The organism is Cupriavidus necator A5-1 (genome assembly GCF_000744095.1).
GTDB classification, from domain to species: Bacteria; Pseudomonadota; Gammaproteobacteria; order Burkholderiales; family Burkholderiaceae; genus Cupriavidus; species Cupriavidus necator_A.
On sequence record NZ_JQLI01000008.1, the window covers coordinates 826367 to 843958 of the forward strand.

Below are 17592 nucleotides of genomic sequence, written 5' to 3' on the forward strand. Positions count from 1 at the left end.
CTCCGGGCCGCGCGCGGCCCCGGCCATCTGCTCGTACTCCCCAAAGAACTATGCGCCAATACAAGATCGCCGTGATTCCCGGAGACGGAATCGGCACGGAAGTCATGCCCGAGGGCATTCGCGTGATGGATGCCGCGGCGCGCCGCTTCGGCATCGACTTCCAGTGGGACCACTTCGACTTTTCCAGCTGCGACTACTACGCGCGCCACGGCAAGATGCTGCCTGACGACTGGTTCGACACGCTGGTGAAGTACGACGCCATCTATTTCGGCGCGGTGGGCTGGCCCGATACCGTGCCTGACCACGTTTCGCTGTGGGGGTCGCTGCTGCAGTTCCGGCGCTCGTTCGACCAGTATGTGAACCTGCGCCCGGTGCGGCTGATGCCGGGCATTAAAAGCCCGCTCGCCGGCCGCCAGCCGGGCGACATCGACTTCTACGTGGTGCGCGAGAACACCGAGGGCGAGTACTCCAGCATCGGCGGGCGCATGTTCCCGGGCACCGAGCGCGAGATCGTGGTGCAGGAAACCGTGATGAGCCGTACCGGCGTCGATCGCATCCTGAAGTTCGCCTTCGAGCTGGCGCAGAAGCGCCCCAAGAAGCACCTGACCTCGGCCACCAAGTCCAACGGCATCTCGATCACGATGCCGTACTGGGACGAGCGGGTCGAGGCGATGGCGGCCAACTATCCCGGCATCAAGGTCGACAAGTACCACATCGATATCCTGACCGCCCACTTCGTCCAGCACCCTGACTGGTTCGACGTGGTGGTGGCCAGCAACCTGTTCGGCGACATCCTGTCCGACCTGGGCCCGGCCTGTACCGGCACCATCGGCATCGCGCCGTCGGGCAATATCAACCCGGACCGTACCTTCCCCAGCCTGTTCGAGCCGGTGCACGGCTCGGCCCCGGACATTGCCGGGCGCGGCGTGGCCAACCCGATCGGCCAGATCTGGTGCGGCGCCATGATGCTGGAGCACCTGGGCCACGATGACGCCGGCGCCGCCGTGCTGGGTGCGATCGAGAAGGTGCTGGCCGCCGGGCCGGAGCACGCGCCGCTGACGCGCGATATCGGCGGCAAGGCCGGTACCGCCGACCTGGGCCGCGCCATCGCGGAGGCGCTGTGAGCGCGGGCTTCGCGGGCGATCCCCGCGCCTTGCTGCTGGAAAGCTTCCACGCCGCCGTGGCGGCGGCCGATCCGCTGCAGATCGTGGCGCAGCACCTGCCGCCGCCGCACGCGGGCGGCCGCACGCTGGTGGTCGGCGCGGGCAAGGCCGCCGCGTCGATGGCCGCGGCGGTGGAGCGTGCCTATGACGGCAAGGCCACGCTGGAAGGGCTGGTGGTCACGCGCTACGCGCACGGCATGCCGACCGACCACGTGCGCGTGATCGAGGCCGGCCACCCGGTGCCCGACGAGTCCGGCGAGCAGGCCGCGGCCGAGATCCTGGCCAGCGTGCAGGCGCTGACCGAGCAGGACCGGCTGCTGGTACTGGTCTCGGGCGGCGGCTCCAGCCTGCTGTCGCTGCCGGCCGAAGGCATCCCGATGGCCGACCTGAAGGCCACCACCAAGGAACTGCTACGGTGTGGCGCGCCGATCACCGAGATGAATATCGTGCGCAAGCACATCTCGCGCATCCAGGGCGGGCGGCTGGCGCAGGCGAGCCGGGCGCCGGTAACCACGCTGATCGTCTCGGACGTGGCCGGCGACGATCCCAGCGCGATCGCCTCGGGTCCGACCGTGGCCGACCCCAGCACCTTTACCGAGGCGCTGGAAATCCTGCGCCGCTACGGCGCGCAGGTGCCGGCCAGCGTGCAGTCGCACCTGGAGCGCGGCGCGCGCGGCGAGGTGCCGGAGACGCCCAAGCCGGGCGATGCGCTGTTCGGGCGGGTCGACAACCGCATGATCGCCACCGCCCACGGCAGCCTGGAGGCGGCCGCGGCGCTGTTCCGCGAACGCGGCATCACCCCGGTGGTGCTTGGCGATACCGTGACCGGCGAAGCGCGCGAAGTGGCGCGGGTCTACGCCGCGCTGGTGCGCGAGATTCGCGCGTACAATGCCCCGTTTGCAGCGCCCGTGGTGCTGATTTCCGGGGGTGAGTGCACGGTCACTTTGCCGGCCGGCGGCGGCGCGAAGGCGCGCGGTGGCCGCTGCTCGGAGTTCCTGCTGTCGCTGGCGGTTGAACTAGGCGGCATGCCCGGCGTGCACGCGATCGCGGCCGACACCGACGGCATCGACGGCTCGGAAGACAACGCCGGTGCGCTCGCCGACCCGACCACGCTGGCGCGCGCCGAAGCCGCCGGCCTGCCGGGGCAGCGCCAGCTCGACGCGCACGACGCCTGGGGCCTGTTCGACGCCATCGGCGACCTGGTGGTCACCGGCCCGACCCGCACCAATGTGAACGACTACCGCGCCATCCTGATTCTCTGATTACGACGAACGCCTGCCGCCGCCCGGCGGCCGGCCCAAGCAAGCCATGACCCAGAAGCTCACCATCACCCGCCCGGACGACTGGCACCTGCACCTGCGCGACGGCGCGGCGCTTGCCGCCGTGCTGCCCGACACCGCACGCCAGTTCGCGCGCGCCATCATCATGCCCAACCTGAAGCCGCCGGTGACCACGGTGGCGCAGGCCCAGGCCTACCGCGCCCGCATCCTGGCCGCGCTGCCGGCCGGCATGCAGTTCGAGCCGCTGATGACGCTGTACCTGACCGACAACACCACGGCCGAAGAGATCGTCGCCGCCAAGGCGAGCGGCTTCGTGCACGGCGTCAAGCTGTACCCGGCTGGCGCCACCACCAACAGCGACGCCGGTGTGACCGATATCCGCCGCTGCTACGCCGCGCTGGAAGCGATGCAGCGCGAGGGCCTGCCGCTGCAGGTGCACGGCGAGGTGACCGATCCGAGCATCGATATCTTCGACCGCGAGGCCGTCTTTATCGAGCGCGTGATGACGCCGCTGCGCCGCGACATGCCTGAGCTGAAGGTGGTGTTCGAGCACATCACCACCAAGGACGCCGCCCAATACGTGCTGGAGGCCAGCGGCCCGGTCGGCGCGACCATCACCGCCCACCACCTGCTGTACAACCGCAACGCCATCTTCACCGGTGGCATCCGCCCGCACTACTACTGCCTGCCGGTCCTCAAGCGCGAAACTCACCGCGAGGCGCTGGTGGCGGCCGCCGTCTCGGGCAGCCCGCGCTTCTTCCTGGGCACCGACAGCGCGCCGCACGCGCGCGGGCTCAAGGAACACGCCTGCGGCTGCGCCGGCTGCTATACCGCGCTGCATGCGATGGAGCTGTACGCCGAGGCCTTCGACGCCGCCGGCGCGCTCGACAAGCTGGAGGCTTTCGCCAGCTTCAACGGTCCCGCCTTCTACGGCCTGCCGCGCAATACTGGCACGCTGACGCTGGAGCGCGAGGACTGGGAACTGCCGGCCGAGCTGCCCTACGGCGACACCACGCTGGTGCCGCTGCGCGGCGGCGAGACGCTGCGCTGGAAGGCCCGCTGAGCCTTGCGTAGGCAGGCTTGCGTGGCGGACGAACCCTTCGCCGCCGCGCTGGCCGGGATCGACTGGTCCCGGCCGTGGTTCCGGCCTTTCGCCGTGCAAGGCGCCGCGCTGGCCGCGGCGATGCAGGGCGGCGCCGACCTGCGTGCGCTGCTCGACGCGCAGGCCGAAGCGCTGTGCCTGCGCAACGCGCGCGGGCAGCCGCTGCGCTTTATCGCCCAGCAGGCCTTGCCTGAAGGCAGCGCCTACGAGGCGCATATCCACGCCACCGGCGAAGTCCCGACCCGGGACAATCTCCACGATTTCTTCAACGCGCTGATCTGGCTGCATTTCCCGCGCACTAAGCGTTTGCTCAACGAGGTCCAGGCCGAGGTCATCGCGCGCGAGGGTGTGCAGACGACGCGCGGCGGCGTGCGCGATGCGGCCACATTGTTCGATGAGAACGCGGCGCTGTTTGTCAGTGCCGACGCGGGACTGGCCGATGCGCTCAAGGGGTTTGCATGGCAGCGGCTCTTTGTCGAGAACCGGCCCGCGTGGGGTGAGTCCTGCGCGCTAGTGCCGTTCGGGCATGCGCTGCTCGAAAAGCTGGTGCAGCCGTACAAGGCGGTGACGGCACATGCGTGGGTACTGCCGCTTGCTCGGGGCGCGCTGGCAGACGCGACGCTGGACGGTGTGCTGGCTGAATCACTGAAGACAGCAGTCCATGCCGGTGCGCTGCGCGGCGGGCGCAGCTTCGCGCCGCTGCCGGTCATGGGCGTCCCTGGCTGGTGCGACGCGAATGCAGCGCCGGATTTCTATGCCGACACCACGGTATTCCGCCCGGGACGGCGCCGCGACCTGGCCGCGGGCTGACGGCAGCGACCTTCGCCGTGATTCGGTGTTAGACTGCGGGCCGCAAAGCAGGCCAGGCAACCGCTGCCTGCACCGCAAGGTGCAGGGGGAGGAAAGTCCGGACTCCACAGGGCAGGGTGTTGGCTAACAGCCATCCACGGCAACGTGCGGAATAGGGCCACAGAGACGAGTCTTGCCGCCGGGTTCGCCCGGCGGGAAGGGTGAAACGCGGTAACCTCCACCTGGAGCAATCCCAAATAGGCAGGCGATGAAGCGGCCCGCTGAGCCTGCGGGTAGGGAGCTGGAGCCGGCTGGTAACAGCCGGCCTAGAGGAATGGTTGTCACGCGCCGCAAGCCGCAAGGCGGGCAGCGCGCACAGAATCCGGCTTATCGGCCTGCTTTGCTCTTCTTCGGCATGACCCGGCGCCGCCACGGCTGACCGGGTCTGCAACTTCCCTCAGCCTTCGACGATTTCCAGCGTGTGCGTGATCTCGGCCGTCTTGGCCAGCATGATCGACGCCGAGCAGTACTTCTCGTGCGACAGCTTGATCGCGCGCTCGACCGTGGCGGGGTTGAGATTCTTGCCGGTCACCACAAAATGGAAGTTGATGCGGGTGAAGACCTTGGGGTCCTCGCCGGCGCGCTCGGCCTGCAGCTGCACGCTGCAGCCGGTCACGTCCTGGCGGCCGCGCTTGAGGATCAGCACCACGTCATAGGCGGTGCAGCCGCCGGTGCCGAGCAGCACCATCTCCATCGGCCGCGGCGCCAGGTTATGGCCGCCGCCCTCGGGCGCGCCGTCCATCGCAACGATGTGGCCGCTGCCGGTCTGGGCGACGAAGCTCATGCCGTCCGCGCCCATCCATGTTACTTTGCATTCCATTTTGTTCGTTCCTGTGCTTTGTGTTGTGAGTTTCCGGTCACAAGCGAGTGATCTCGCATCTTGCAATTCTTAGTATATGGCATCGTCAAGTTTGGGCCCGGGATGCCGATATCCTTAGGAAATCTGAGGGTTTCCTCTAATGTGACTGCTTGGTGACGCCGTCACGATGCGGCTATGTTGTTGATTTTAAACGTGATTTTAGTCGCGGGCGAAGGTTGTGCCGCTTTCCGCAATATGGAATTGCATTTCGCACTACAAATTTCACTTGCATCCGGGAAAACCCCATGTATAATTCCAATCATTGAACGACGGCGCTCACAGCGCGCCAGAGTGCGAAAGCGAAGCCTCCCGGCCAAGCCCTGCGCACCGCCCCGCAAGTCCCCCGTCGATCTCCAAGTGTCTCCTCCACCCTCCTCCTTTGGTGGATTCAAACCCAAGCTCAACAGCTTGGGTTTTTTTTCGCCCCTACGGTCTGGCTATACGGCCGCTGGAAAGTGCTCGAGACTGCCCCGGCTCGGCGCCGAGTCGCAACGATCTTGACGAAAAGATCAGTCTTTGCTTGTGCCACTGCGGCAGGCGCCAGTATAATCGACGGCTTTTCCGTCATGCCCGCGGAAGAAGAAAGCAGGACCAGGCCAGTCTCAGGGACCGGCCACAAGACTTGCAGGGGCGAGTACAAGCCTTCGCGAGTCGGATTACGGGTACGAACCAATAGTCAGGAAAAATCATGAAGACCTTTTCCGCCAAGCCTCATGAGGTAAAGCGCGACTGGTACGTGATTGACGCGACGGACAAAGTCCTCGGCCGTGTCGCCAGCGAAGTGGCACGCCGTCTGCGCGGCAAGCACAAGCCGGAATTCACTCCGCACGTCGACACGGGTGATTACATCATCATCGTCAATGCAGCCAAGCTGCGTGTCACGGGTACCAAGGAAACGGACAAGAAGTACTATCGCCATTCGGGTTACCCGGGCGGTATCTACGAAACGACGTTCGGCAAGATGCAGCAGCGTTTCCCGGGCCGTGCCCTGGAAAAGGCTGTGAAGGGCATGCTGCCGAAGGGTCCGCTGGGCTACGCGATGATCAAGAAGCTGAAGGTTTACGCCGAAGCCGAGCATCCGCACGAAGCGCAGCAGCCCAAGGCGCTGGAAATCTAAGGAGGCCAATCCATGATCGGTAACTGGAATTACGGTACTGGCCGCCGCAAGAGCGCTGTGGCTCGTGTCTTCATCAAGTCGGGCAAGGGCGACATCGTCGTCAACGGCAAGCCCATCAAAGAGTATTTCGCTCGCGAAACCTCGCTGATGATCGTGCGCCAGCCCCTGGAACTGACCGCCCACGGCGAAACGTTCGACATCAAGGTCAACGTGACCGGCGGTGGCGAAACCGGCCAGGCCGGCGCAGTGCGCCACGGCATCACCCGTGCCCTGATCGACTACGATGCGACCCTGAAGTCGGCCCTGTCGAAGGCTGGCTACGTCACGCGCGATGCACGTGAAGTGGAACGTAAGAAGGTCGGTCTGCACAAGGCGCGTCGTCGCAAGCAGTTCTCGAAGCGCTGATGCGTTTTCGCGGATCCGGTACTGCCGGATCTTGCGAAGCCGGAAAAAACCGCACGCTGGTCGTGCGGTTTTTTTTCGCCCGTCGGGGTACGAAATCGCAACAGCCTGCCGAAATAGCGGATTGGCCGCCATACTTTTGTGGGGTATCGGCTGCACGCGGATACAATCACGCCCTGTCGCCAACGGCAAGGCGTCTGCCGCCGGCGATTGCGCCCCGGCCCGCAGGGCCCGGTACGAACAAGAGAGGAGTGAGAGCGATGTTGTTTTCGAAGAAGAAAGGCCTTTCGATCGATACGCTGCTCGGCGAAGACACCGCCATCGACGGCGACCTGGTGTTTGCCGGCGGCCTGCGCCTGGACGGGCGCGTGCGCGGCAATATCATCGCGGCGCCCGGCAAACCGAGCATGCTGGTGGTCAGCGAAAAGGGCATGGTCGAAGGCGAGATCAGTGTGGGTCACCTGGTGCTGAACGGCACCGTCAAGGGTCCCGTGCAGGCCACCGACCTGCTGGAACTGCAGCCGAACGCCCGCGTGCTGGGTGACGTGCGTTATGCGGCGCTGGAAATGCACCAGGGCGCGCTGGTGGAGGGCCGCCTGATGCCGCTGGCGCAAGGCGAGATCAAGGCGCTGCCGAACGTCGTCGAGGCGGGACCGGTGACCGAAGTGACGCAAGCGGCGGATGGTGCGGCGGGCAAGGACGACGAAACTCCCGCGGACCAGTCCAGTCCCACTGAAAAGGCCGCCTGAGTGGCCTCAGACACGCCGGGAATCCCTTGAAAACACAGGGTTTCGGCACGATCTTCCAGTAGCGCTTAGAATACAGGCGTATCTAAACAGGAGAACACCCCATGAACGCAGTCGCAGAGGCACCCGTTACCGAGGACGTGCCGGCACCGTTCGTCTTTACCGACAGCGCCGCCGACAAGGTCAAGCAGTTGATCGAGGAAGAGGGCAATGCCGAACTGAAACTGCGCGTGTTCGTGCAGGGCGGCGGCTGCTCCGGCTTCCAGTATGGCTTCACCTTCGACGAGGAAGTCAACGAAGACGACACCACCATGGTCAAGAACGGCGTCACCCTGCTGATCGACTCGATGAGCTACCAGTACCTGGTCGGCGCCGAGATCGATTACAAGGAAGACATCAACGGCGCCCAGTTCGTGATCAAGAACCCGAATGCCTCGACCACCTGCGGTTGCGGTTCGTCGTTCTCGGTCTGACCCGCCCGGTCCCCAGGAAAAACGCAGCTTAGGCTGCGTTTTTCTTTTGTGGCGGCGGATTACCGCGCGGCGCGCCAGACCACCGGGAACCAGTCCTCGCGCATGCGTTCGCCGGTCTGCTGGCCGATGCCGGGGAAGGGCGGGGAGGTGCGCCCGGGACGCTGCATGAAACGCACGTCGTCGCCCAGGAAGCGCGCCGAGAACGCGCGCCGCCTGCCGGTGCCGGTGTTGCCCGCGGCGCCGTGCACGGTGCGGAAGTCGAACACCACCGCATCGCCTGGCTCCAGTTCCGGCGCGAGCAGCGTATGGCTGCCGTCCTCCACGTCGGGCATTTCCATGAAGGTATCGTCGCCGCCGTAGAAGTTCTCATTGCTGGCCCAGCGCTTGGGCCGCACCAACCGCGGCCAGCGGTGCGAGCCGGCCACGACGCGCAGCGTATTGGCCTGCGTCACCGGGTCCAGCGGGATCCAGTAGCTCGCGGTCTGGGTGCCATCGACGCAGTAATAGGGCAGGTCCTGATGCCACGGCGTGGGCTTGGCCGTGCCGGGCTCCTTGACCAGGATGTGTTCGTGGAACACCTGCACCGTCTGTGAGCGCATGATGCGGCCGGCGATCTCCGCCGCCGCTGACTGACGGATAAAGGCATCGAATGGCGCGATGCGCTGCCAGTTGCAATAGTCCTCGAAGAAGCGGCCGCTCTCGCCGGGCCGCACGTTCTCGATGGCAAAGGGACCGGGCTCGGCCAGGTTCTGCGCAAAGCCATCGCGCAGGCGCTCGACCCACTCCGTGAACACGCCCCGCAGCACCAGTACGCCATCGCGCTGGTAGGTCTCGATCTGTTCCTTTGTGTTGTCCATGCCGGGGCTCCGTTTGGGGAATGCGGTCAGTATCGACACCCGGGAGGGATAGGAAAAGCATATATTCCCTATGTTGCGATATAGGAAATCATGATTGCCTTCTCCTTCCGCCAGCTCGAATACTTCGTTGCCGCCGCCGAGCACGGCAGCATCAGCGCCGCGGCCCGTGCGCGCCATGTGTCGCAGCCGTCCGTGTCCACCGCGATCGCACAGCTTGAGGACACGCTGGGCGAGCCGCTGTTCAAGCGCCAGGTCAGCCGCGGGCTGGTCCTGACGCCGGCCGGGCAGCGCCTGCTGGGTCGTGCGCGCGACATCCTGGCGCTGGCGGCCGGCCTCACCGCCGACGATGCCGGCCCGGGCCTCAGCGGCCAGCTGTCGCTGACCTGCTTCCAGGACCTGGGGCCGTATTTCGTGCCGCGCCTGCTGGCGGGATTCCGGCAGCGCCATCCAGGCGTGTCGGTCACGCTGTTCGAAGCCGACCTCGCCACCGTGCACCGTTCGCTGCAGGCTGGTAAGGCCGAGCTGGCGCTGACCTATGACCTCGGCCTCGACACGCGCACCGAGCGCCGCACGCTGGCGCAGCTGCCGCCCTACGCGCTCCTGCCCGCCAGCCATCGGCTGGCGCGTGGCGCGGACGTGAGCCTGGCCGACCTCGCCGGCGAGCAGCTGATCCTCGAGGACATCCCGCAGACGCGCGAGTACTTCCTGTCGCTGTTCTGGGCGCACGACCTGCATCCGACCCTGCACCAGTACACGCAGACCTTCGAGATGCAGCGCGGGCTAGTGGCGCACGGCTATGGCGTGGCGCTGTCGTGCACGCGCCCCGCCGGCGACCACAGCTACGACGGCATGCCGATCGCCTGCCTGCCGCTGCGCGAGCCGGTGACGCCGCAGCGCGTGGTGCTGGCGCGCTCACCGGCAATGCGCGCCTCGCCGCTGGCGCAGGCGTTCATGGATTGGGTGGAGGAGGGCGGCGCAGTGCTGCGGGCGTAGCGCTCAGCGCGGATAGATGGCGCCCAGCACGCGCGGCCCGGCGGCGCCGGTCACGGTGGGCACGTTGCCCGGCAGGCGCAGCACGCACTGGCGCGCCAGCCAGGCAAAGGCGATGGCCTCGACCTGCGAGACGGGCACGCCGTAGTCTTCGGACGTTTCGATGGCCACGCCCGGCAGCGCCTGAGCCAGCCGCGCCATCACGAAGGCGTTGCGGGCGCCGCCGCCGCAGACGACCAGGCGGCGCGCCTCGGGCGCGTGCGTGCGCACGTCGCGTGCGATGGCCTCGGCGGTCAGTGCCGCCAGCGTGGTCTGCACGTCGGCGGGTGCGAGATGTTGGAACGATGCGAGACGGGCTTCGAGCCAGCCCGGATGGAACAGGTCGCGCCCGGTGCTCTTGGGCGGCGGCGCGCTGAAATAGGGCTCCGCCAGGCACTGTGCCAGCAGCGCAGCGTCGACGCGGCCACTGGCTGCCCAGTCGCCGTTGCTGTCGAACGGCAACCCCTGGTGGCGGTGAATCCAGTAATCGAGCAGCGCATTGCCCGGGCCGCAGTCGAAGCCGCTGACGGTGCCGCCCGCGCCGGGCAGGATGCTGATATTGGAAATGCCGCCGATATTGCACGCGACGCGGGTCTCGGCATCGCTGCCGAACAGCGCATGATGCAGCGCCGGCACCAGCGGCGCGCCCTGGCCGCCGGCAGCCACGTCACGGCTGCGGAAGTCCGCGGCCACGTCGATGCCCGTCAGCTCGGCGAGTCGCGCCGGATGCTGGCTCTGGCGCGTGTAGCCGATGCCGTCGTACAGGCCCGGGCGGTGGCGGATGGTCTGCCCGTGCGCGCCGATGGCGCCAATCGAGCCGGCGCCGAGTTGCGCCTCGCGCAGCAGCATGGCCACGCAGTCCGCATAGACTTGTGCCAGCGCATTGGCCGCCAGCGCCTCGCGATGGATCTCGTCCTCGCCCGGCTGCTGCAGGGCGGAGAATGCCGCGCGCAGGGTTTCCGGGAACGGCTGGCTGGCGGCCGCCAGCACCGCGGGCCGCGCGCCGCTGAAATCCACCAGCACGGCATCGGCACCGTCCATGCTGGTGCCGGACATGATGCCGATATAACGTTCGCTGCCAGTCGCGGCCAGGGTCACGGTCAGTTGGAGGCGGTCAGCACGTTGTAGGTGCGCAGCGCATTGATGCGGCTGAGCAGCCCGCTGGTGTAGGTCTGGAACTCCTGGCGCGACTTGCCGCTCAGCGCCGGCGATTCCATCAGCGTGATGGTCAGCGGGTTCTGCGGCACGTCATTGAAGCGGAATTCATAGTGCAGGTGCGGGCCGGTGGCCCAGCCTGTCGAGCCGACATAGCCAATCAGCTGGCCCTGCCGTACCGGCTGGCCCTGGCGCATGCCGGCAAAGCCGGACAAATGCGCGTAGTAGGTCGAGTAGCCGTTGGCGTGGTTCAGGATGACGATATTGCCGTAGCCGTTCTGCTGGCCGACGAACTCGACCACGCCGTCGCCGGTGGCGAGCACCTTGGTGCCGGTCGGCGCAGCGAAGTCCACGCCCTTGTGCTGGGCCCAGTCGTGATGCAGCGGATGCTCGCGGCCGCCGAAGCCCGACGAGACCCGCGAGAACTCCACCGGCGAACGCAGGAACGGCCGCTTCATGCTGCGTCCGTCGAAGGTGTAGTAGGCGCCGGTGCCGTCCTTGCTGTCCTCGGGCGAGAACCACAGCGCCTGGTGCAGCTGGTTGCGGTTGATCAGCTCGATCGCGATCACGCGGCCGTTGCGCACGAAGGTGCCGTCGCGAAAGCCCGCCTCGTAGATGATGCGGAAGCGGTCGCCGCTGGCGATATCGTGGTGAAAGTCGATCACGCCGGAGAAGATCGACAGCATCTGCTGCACGACCTCGTCGGGCACGTTGGCCGCGTCCATGGCCTTGAAGAAGCCGCCGCCGGAGATCGCGCCGGAGGCCATCTCGTATTGCACGTCGTTGTCCACGCGCAGGACCTTGGCCTTGTATGTGGCGTTGGTGTTCTCGCCGGCCGGGCGCACGCGTTCGATCACCAGTTCGCGCGAAGCCGCGGCGTCACCGCCGAGGTTGGCCTGCAGCGACACCAGCATATTGCTCTCGTCGATCTCAGCCTGCACCGCCTGGCCCGGGTTCAGGTTGAACAGGCCGCGCGCGGTGGGGTTCTTGACGATAAAGGCCTGCGCATCGGGATCGTCCACGCCGAGGCGGCGCAGCAGGCTGCCAATGGTGTCGCCGCGTTGCATGCGCTCTTCGCGCACGTAGACGGCCTCGGAATCGGTAAGCTGTTCGAGTTGCTCGCGCACATCGGGCATGCGCAGCGTCTGCTGCGTGCGCGGGGCGAGCGGATCGTCAAAGGCGCTGCGCGGTGCAACGCCCATCGCCGCGGCCATGCCGAGCGTGAAGATCGCGCCCACCGAGGCCGTCAGTTGCTTGCGCCGGCGCGCATGCTGGGGGTTGGTCGGGTCGACGAGAACCACCAGCTCGCGCGCGAAAACTTCGCGGAGTCTGGACCACATCACGTAAAATTCAACCTTGGTCTGGGCACCGCTGCCGGAACGATGTGTCTCGTCTGCCTTCCTCCCCCGAGGTGCGGCGCGTGCTTGTCATTCATTGGCCACCTGCATGACTGCATCAAGTGGCGGGTGGCGCACTGGAAAGGCTTCCGCTGGCGCCTGGAAACGCGGATTATACCAAAATCCTGTCTTGGCGACTGTCGGAATCTTTCCTAAAATTTCATGTTTTTCAAAGACTTACGTCATGACTGAAGTTTCCCCGGGCCCCGAGGCCAAATACCCCCTGACGCCGTCGGTGATGCACGCCCTGGAAGTCTCCAGGCGTGGCTGCGACGAACTGCTGATCGAATCCGAATGGGCGCAGAAGCTGGCGCGCAGCGAAGCCACCGGCGTGCCGCTGCGCATCAAGCTGGGGCTGGACCCCACCGCGCCGGACATCCACATTGGCCATACCGTGGTGCTGAACAAGCTGCGCCAGCTGCAGGACCTCGGCCACCAGGTCATCTTCCTGATCGGCGACTTCACCTCGACCATCGGCGATCCGTCGGGCCGCAACAGCACGCGCCCGCCGCTCACGCGCGAGCAGATCGAGGCCAACGCGCAGACCTACTACCGCCAGGCCAGCCTGGTGCTCGACCCCGCCAGGACCGAGATCCGCTACAACAGCGAATGGTGCGATCCGCTGGGCGCGCGCGGCATGATCCAGCTCGCCGCCAAGTACACCGTGGCGCGGATGATGGAGCGCGATGACTTCACCAAGCGCTTCCGCTCCGGGATTCCGATCTCGGTGCATGAGTTCCTCTACCCGCTGATGCAGGGCTACGACTCGGTCGCGCTGAAGTCCGACCTGGAGCTGGGCGGTACTGACCAGAAGTTCAACCTGCTGGTCGGGCGCGAGCTGCAGAAGGAATACGGCCAGGAGCCGCAGTGCATCCTGACCATGCCGCTGCTGGTGGGCCTGGACGGCGTCGAGAAGATGTCCAAGTCCAAGGGCAACTACGTCGGCGTGACCGAGGCGCCCAACGAGATGTTCGGCAAGCTGATGAGCATCTCGGACGACCTGATGTGGCAGTACTTCACGCTGCTGTCGTTCCGGCCGATAAACGAGATCGAGCTGATGAAGCAGGAAATCGCGCAGGGCCGCAACCCGCGCGACTGCAAGGTGATGCTGGCGCAGGAGATCGTGGCGCGCTTCCACAGCCAGGCCGATGCAGAAAAGGCGCTGGAAGACTTCAACCACCGCGCCCGTGGCGGCGTGCCGGACGATATCCCGGCAGTGAGCCTCACGGGCGCGCCGCTGGGTATCGCCCAGCTGCTAAAGCAGGCCAACCTGGTGCCGTCAACCTCGGAAGCCAACCGCAATATCGACCAGGGCGGCGTCAAGATCGACGGCGCCACGGTCAGCGACAAGGCGACCAAGGTTGCCGCCGGCACCTACGTGGTGCAGGTCGGCAAGCGCCGCTTCGCGCGCGTCACGGTGGCCTGAGGCGGCGGGGATGATCGCACTGATCCAGCGGGTCGCGCAGGCCCGCGTGACGGTCGAGGGCCGCACCACCGGCGAGATCGGCGCCGGCCTGCTGGCGCTGGTCTGCGCCGAGCGCGGCGACACCGAGGCGCAGGCCGAGCGGCTGCTGGCCAAGATGCTGTCGTACCGGGTGTTCTCGGACGCGGCCGGCAAGATGAACCTGCCGGTGCAGAACATGGACGGCAACGGCAACCCCGGCGGGTTGCTGGTGGTGTCGCAGTTCACGCTGGCGGCCGATACCAACAGCGGCACGCGCCCGAGCTTCACGCCGGCGGCGTCGCCGGAAGACGGCAAGCGCCTGTACGAGCATTTTGTGGCGCAGGCGCGCGCCGCGCACCCGCACGTGCAGACCGGCGAGTTCGGCGCGATGATGCAGGTCAGCCTGGTCAACGACGGCCCGGTCACGTTCTGGCTGCGCGTCGCGCCGGCCGGGGCGGGCCAGGCGTAGCGGCGCGCGCGCCGCACGGATTCCAAGTTGCCGCGCCCCGGCGCGGCATCAAGACAGGAGAGACAAATGAAACTCTGGAGCAAGTCCTTCAACGACAACGCGCCGATTCCCGGCGAATTCGCCTTCTGCGTGCCCGACGCCGCCGCCCATGTGGCCCTGTCGACCAACCGCAACCCCGACCTGCACTGGGAAGACGCGCCCGCCGAGACACGCTCGTTCGTGGTGATCTGCCACGACCGCGACGTGCCCAGCAAGGGCGACGACGTCAACCAGGAAGGCCGCGAAGTACCGGCCTCGTTGCCGCGCGTGGACTTTTTCCACTGGGTGCTGGTCGATATTCCGCCCGGCCTGACTTCGATCGCCGCAGGCTCGCACAGCAATGGCGTGATCGCGCGCGGCAAGCCTGGCCCTGAAGCCACCGGCGGCACCGCCGTAGCGGGCGGCCTGCGCCACGGCATCAACGACTACACCGGCTGGTTCGCCAGCGACGCCGACATGAAGGGCGACTACTACGGCTACGACGGCCCCTGCCCGCCGTGGAACGACACGCTGCTGCACCACTACGTGTTCACGCTGTACGCGCTGGACATCGACCGCCTGCCGCTGGAAGGCACCTTCACCGGCGCCCAGGTGCGCGAGGCGATCCAGGGCCACGTGCTGGCGCAGGCCAGCCTGACCGGCACCTATACGCTGAACCCGAAGCTGGCGAAATAACGCCGGGCCGCCGCCGGCGCGAGCCGTGCGGCTCTGGCCTCAAGGAAACCGAAGGAAACGGCATGTCGCAAAGCCCCGGGCTGCATTCACTGGCCTTTACCCACCTGATCGTGATCCGCCATGGCGAGACGGCCTGGAACCGGGAGCGCCGGCTGCAGGGCCAGCTAGACATTCCGCTGAACGACACCGGCCGCGCCCAGGCGCGCGCGCTGGCCGCCGCGCTGGCGGGCGAGCCGATCGATGCGGTGTATTCGAGCGACCTGTCGCGCGCGATGGAAACCGCCTCCCCGCTGGCCGAGGCGCTCGGCCTGCAGGTGAGGCCCGATCCGCGCCTGCGCGAGCGCAGCTACGGCACGCTGCAGGGCAAGACCTACGCCGAGGTGGCCGAGCACCTGCCCGAGGATTTCGCCCGCTGGCAGGCGAGGGTGCCGGACTACGCGCCGCCTCAAGGCGAGTCGCTACTGGGTTTCCACGAGCGCGCGGTCGAAGCCGCGCTGGCGCTGTCGCGCCGGCATCCGGGCGAGCGCATCGCGCTGGTGGCGCATGGCGGGGTGCTGGATTGCCTGTACCGCGAGGCCACGGGCATGACGCTGGAGGCGCCGCGCCAGCATGAGCTGCTTAACGCCAGTGTCAACCGGCTGCGCAGCGACAGTTCGCATCTGACGCTGGCGCAGTGGGGGGATGTCAGCCACCTGGAGAATCTGGCGCTGGATGAGGTGGATCGGCGGGTGCCGTAGGGCGCCAAATTTGCGCGATAACGCCAGCAGCAGGCCCCCCTCTCCCGCCTGCGGGAGTGGGGGGTGAGGGCAGGCGCTGGTCGGAGCCGCCATGCTGGATAGAACCGTTGGCCCTGCCAAGGTCGCCATGCTGGAAAAAAGCCATTGGCCCCGCTTGATGTGGTTCCTAGCTAAACCACCCCCCACCCCGGTCCCTCTCCCCATGAGGGAGAGGGAGAACACCTTGCCTAGGCAAGCTCGAAGGGCTTGGGAGCACACAAAACCGCACTCCTCTCTGGCGTTTGGGGCTTCACACCTTCAGCCTGAACGGCGTGAAGTCGGTATTGCGATCGTAATAGTCCTCGTTCTCCGTCCGCTTCAGAAACCCCACCACCTTGTACGTCACCGGCGTCATCACCACCTCCCAGCCGGTCTTCAGCACATACTGCGCCACGGCCACCTGGATCACCTTCTCCAGCGGCCAGACCCCATAGAAGGCGATCACATAGAACAGCGACGAATCCACCAGCTCCCCGGCCAGCGTGGAGCCGATCGTGCGCGTCCACAGCCAGCGCCCGCCAGTCCACAGCTTCATCTTCGCCAGCACGTAGCTGTTGGTAAAGCTGCCGCAACAGAACGCGATCAGCGAGCCCAGCGCGATGCGCCAGGTGTTGCCGAACACGTCCTGCAGGCTCTTCTGGTAGTCCGCCATGAACGGCGCCACCGGCATGTTCAGTACCACCAGGCTCATGAAGCTGGCGAAGGCCAGCGCGGCAAAGCCGGCCCAGACCACGCGCCGGTCGCGGCCATAGCCGTAGACCTCGGTCAGCACGTCGCCAAAGATGTATGAGATCGGGAAGAACAGCACCCCGGCGCCGAAGGTCACCGTGCCGATCAGGGGCAGCGTTACCTGCGCCGCCTTGGCCGCGCCGATCAGGTTGGAGCACAGCAGCACGGTGACGAACGCCACCATGACAAAGTCGTAGTAGCGGTAGACGCGCCCGGGCTGGGCCGTGCTGGCGGGTATGGCGGACATGGGGGCTCCCGGTCAGGTGCACTGGCGCGCACGGTGCTTTGGGCGCGATTATGCCAGCGCGGGCCAGCGACTGCCGGCGGGAGGGCGCAGGACAAAAAAATCCCGGCCGTGGCCGGGAATCTCGTCCTTGGAGAAATCAGGTAAGACCGGGCACCCCGCGGGCGCCCGCTGCCCACATCAGATATTCAGCTTGGTGATCTTCGCACCGTTCAGCGACACATCGAACATCAGCCCCGCGTTGGTCTGCACGAAGCCGACCACCGGCTGCTGCGAGGTCAGCGTGTCGAGCTGGCCGTTTGCGCCGACCTTGGCCAGCGCCACGTTGGCATCGGCGCCCGCAGTCCAGCCCTTGCTTTCGAGGAATTTGTTGTACGCCTCCGGCGTCATGAACATGATGAAGACGGCCTTGGACTGGCCACCGGCGGTCAGGCCGAACGAAGCGTGGGCGGTGCTGTAGTAACCCACCGTCGAGCCGTGGGAGCGCAGCGCGCCCTCGCCATACTCGCCGCCGACGACAAGGCCGGCCGAGATCACGCGCGGGAATACCAGGACGCCCTGCGCGCGCTGGGCCAGCTCGCGCGAGCCGTTGACGGAGGAATAGAGCCGGTTCAGCGCGCCATCGACGCCCGAGTCGATCTCTTTCTTCTTGGCGGCCGGGTCGCTCGAGGCGCTGGTGCCGGTGGTGGTGCAGCCCGCAGCCATCACGGTGGCGACAAGCAGGCCCGATCCGGCAACCCGGGTAACAAAATGGCGACGATTCATAGGTAACCTCCTGGTGGAAAAG

The 17592-nt window shown here is 66.7% G+C and carries 19 protein-coding genes and 1 other RNA gene; 14 read left to right on the top strand and 6 right to left on the bottom strand.

Features of this window, described 5'->3' with window-relative positions:
- The first annotated feature begins 50 nt into the window (after nt 1–50).
- The 5 genes from K307_RS28020 to rnpB all read left to right on the top strand — a co-directional run bounded on the left by K307_RS28020 (nt 51) and on the right by rnpB (nt 4740).
- A complete protein-coding gene (locus K307_RS28020; protein WP_042884082.1) occupies nt 51–1124 on the top strand; it encodes a tartrate dehydrogenase in 1074 nt (357 codons plus the stop codon).
- Nucleotides 1121–2425 carry a glycerate kinase type-2 family protein gene (locus K307_RS28025; protein WP_042884083.1) on the top strand — a complete coding sequence of 435 codons (1305 nt, stop codon included), beginning with the start codon at nt 1121–1123 and terminating at the stop codon, nt 2423–2425. The genes K307_RS28020 and K307_RS28025 overlap by 4 nt, the downstream gene beginning before the upstream one ends.
- Nucleotides 2426–2471: 46 nt before the next feature.
- Nucleotides 2472–3506, top strand: a complete 1035-nt coding sequence (gene pyrC / locus K307_RS28030) for a dihydroorotase (protein WP_022533558.1) — start codon at nt 2472–2474, stop codon at nt 3504–3506.
- A 21-nt stretch (nt 3507–3527) separates the two neighbouring features.
- On the top strand, nt 3528–4355 hold the full coding sequence (locus tag K307_RS28035; protein ID WP_042884084.1) for a DUF3025 domain-containing protein: 828 nt from the start codon (nt 3528–3530) through the stop codon (nt 4353–4355).
- Nucleotides 4356–4399: 44 nt separating this feature from the next.
- Nucleotides 4400–4740, top strand: an RNA gene (gene rnpB / locus K307_RS44760) — RNase P RNA component class A.
- Between the two features lie 51 nt (nt 4741–4791).
- On the opposite strand, the gene K307_RS28040 is transcribed toward rnpB, so the two are convergent.
- Nucleotides 4792–5214: an OsmC family protein gene (locus tag K307_RS28040; RefSeq protein ID WP_018008793.1), complete on the bottom strand. Its 423-nt coding sequence runs from the start codon at nt 5212–5214 to the stop codon at nt 4792–4794.
- A gap of 727 nt (nt 5215–5941) precedes the next feature.
- Between K307_RS28040 and rplM the strand changes: the two genes are divergently transcribed.
- From rplM to erpA, 4 genes are all read left to right on the top strand, one after another.
- Complete coding sequence (gene rplM / locus K307_RS28045; RefSeq protein ID WP_010813907.1) at nt 5942–6370, top strand: 50S ribosomal protein L13; 429 nt, start codon at nt 5942–5944, stop codon at nt 6368–6370.
- Between the two features lie 12 nt (nt 6371–6382).
- Nucleotides 6383–6775, top strand: a complete 393-nt coding sequence (rpsI, locus tag K307_RS28050; protein WP_019447061.1) for a 30S ribosomal protein S9 — start codon at nt 6383–6385, stop codon at nt 6773–6775.
- Nucleotides 6776–7032: 257 nt separating this feature from the next.
- Nucleotides 7033–7521: a bactofilin family protein gene (locus K307_RS28055; protein WP_042884085.1), complete on the top strand. Its 489-nt coding sequence runs from the start codon at nt 7033–7035 to the stop codon at nt 7519–7521.
- A 101-nt stretch (nt 7522–7622) separates the two neighbouring features.
- Nucleotides 7623–7991, top strand: a complete 369-nt coding sequence (gene erpA / locus K307_RS28060) for an iron-sulfur cluster insertion protein ErpA (RefSeq protein ID WP_010813904.1) — start codon at nt 7623–7625, stop codon at nt 7989–7991.
- Nucleotides 7992–8050: 59 nt separating this feature from the next.
- Here erpA and K307_RS28065 read toward each other — a convergent pair whose 3' ends face one another.
- A complete protein-coding gene (locus K307_RS28065) occupies nt 8051–8848 on the bottom strand; it encodes a phytanoyl-CoA dioxygenase family protein (RefSeq protein WP_042884086.1) in 798 nt (265 codons plus the stop codon).
- Between the two features lie 90 nt (nt 8849–8938).
- Between K307_RS28065 and K307_RS28070 the strand changes: the two genes are divergently transcribed.
- Nucleotides 8939–9841, top strand: a complete 903-nt coding sequence (locus K307_RS28070) for a LysR family transcriptional regulator (RefSeq protein ID WP_042884087.1) — start codon at nt 8939–8941, stop codon at nt 9839–9841.
- 3 nt (nt 9842–9844) lie between these two features.
- Here K307_RS28070 and K307_RS28075 read toward each other — a convergent pair whose 3' ends face one another.
- Entirely contained in the window at nt 9845–10975 is a 1131-nt protein-coding gene (locus tag K307_RS28075) for an anhydro-N-acetylmuramic acid kinase (protein WP_419187185.1), read from the bottom strand.
- Between the two features lie 2 nt (nt 10976–10977).
- Nucleotides 10978–12372 (bottom strand): M23 family metallopeptidase, encoded by a 1395-nt coding sequence (locus K307_RS28080; protein WP_042884088.1) that lies wholly within the window; start codon nt 12370–12372, stop codon nt 10978–10980.
- 241 nt (nt 12373–12613) lie between these two features.
- On the opposite strand from K307_RS28080, the gene tyrS reads away from it, so the two are divergent.
- The 4 genes from tyrS (at nt 12614) to K307_RS28100 (ending at nt 15793) form a co-directional block, all read left to right on the top strand.
- Entirely contained in the window at nt 12614–13855 is a 1242-nt protein-coding gene (gene tyrS / locus K307_RS28085; protein ID WP_042884090.1) for a tyrosine--tRNA ligase, read from the top strand.
- A gap of 10 nt (nt 13856–13865) precedes the next feature.
- Nucleotides 13866–14342, top strand: coding sequence for a D-aminoacyl-tRNA deacylase (gene dtd, locus K307_RS28090; protein WP_042884091.1), 477 nt, complete (start codon nt 13866–13868; stop codon nt 14340–14342).
- A 66-nt stretch (nt 14343–14408) separates the two neighbouring features.
- Nucleotides 14409–15056 carry a YbhB/YbcL family Raf kinase inhibitor-like protein gene (locus K307_RS28095; protein WP_042884093.1) on the top strand — a complete coding sequence of 216 codons (648 nt, stop codon included), beginning with the start codon at nt 14409–14411 and terminating at the stop codon, nt 15054–15056.
- A 62-nt stretch (nt 15057–15118) separates the two neighbouring features.
- Nucleotides 15119–15793 carry a histidine phosphatase family protein gene (locus tag K307_RS28100; protein ID WP_042884095.1) on the top strand — a complete coding sequence of 225 codons (675 nt, stop codon included), beginning with the start codon at nt 15119–15121 and terminating at the stop codon, nt 15791–15793.
- A 289-nt stretch (nt 15794–16082) separates the two neighbouring features.
- Here K307_RS28100 and K307_RS28105 read toward each other — a convergent pair whose 3' ends face one another.
- Nucleotides 16083–16808 (bottom strand): queuosine precursor transporter, encoded by a 726-nt coding sequence (locus K307_RS28105; RefSeq protein ID WP_042884096.1) that lies wholly within the window; start codon nt 16806–16808, stop codon nt 16083–16085.
- Nucleotides 16809–16985: 177 nt separating this feature from the next.
- On the bottom strand, nt 16986–17570 hold the full coding sequence (locus K307_RS28110; protein WP_042884098.1) for a YSC84-related protein: 585 nt from the start codon (nt 17568–17570) through the stop codon (nt 16986–16988).
- Nucleotides 17571–17592: the final 22 nt, after the last annotated feature.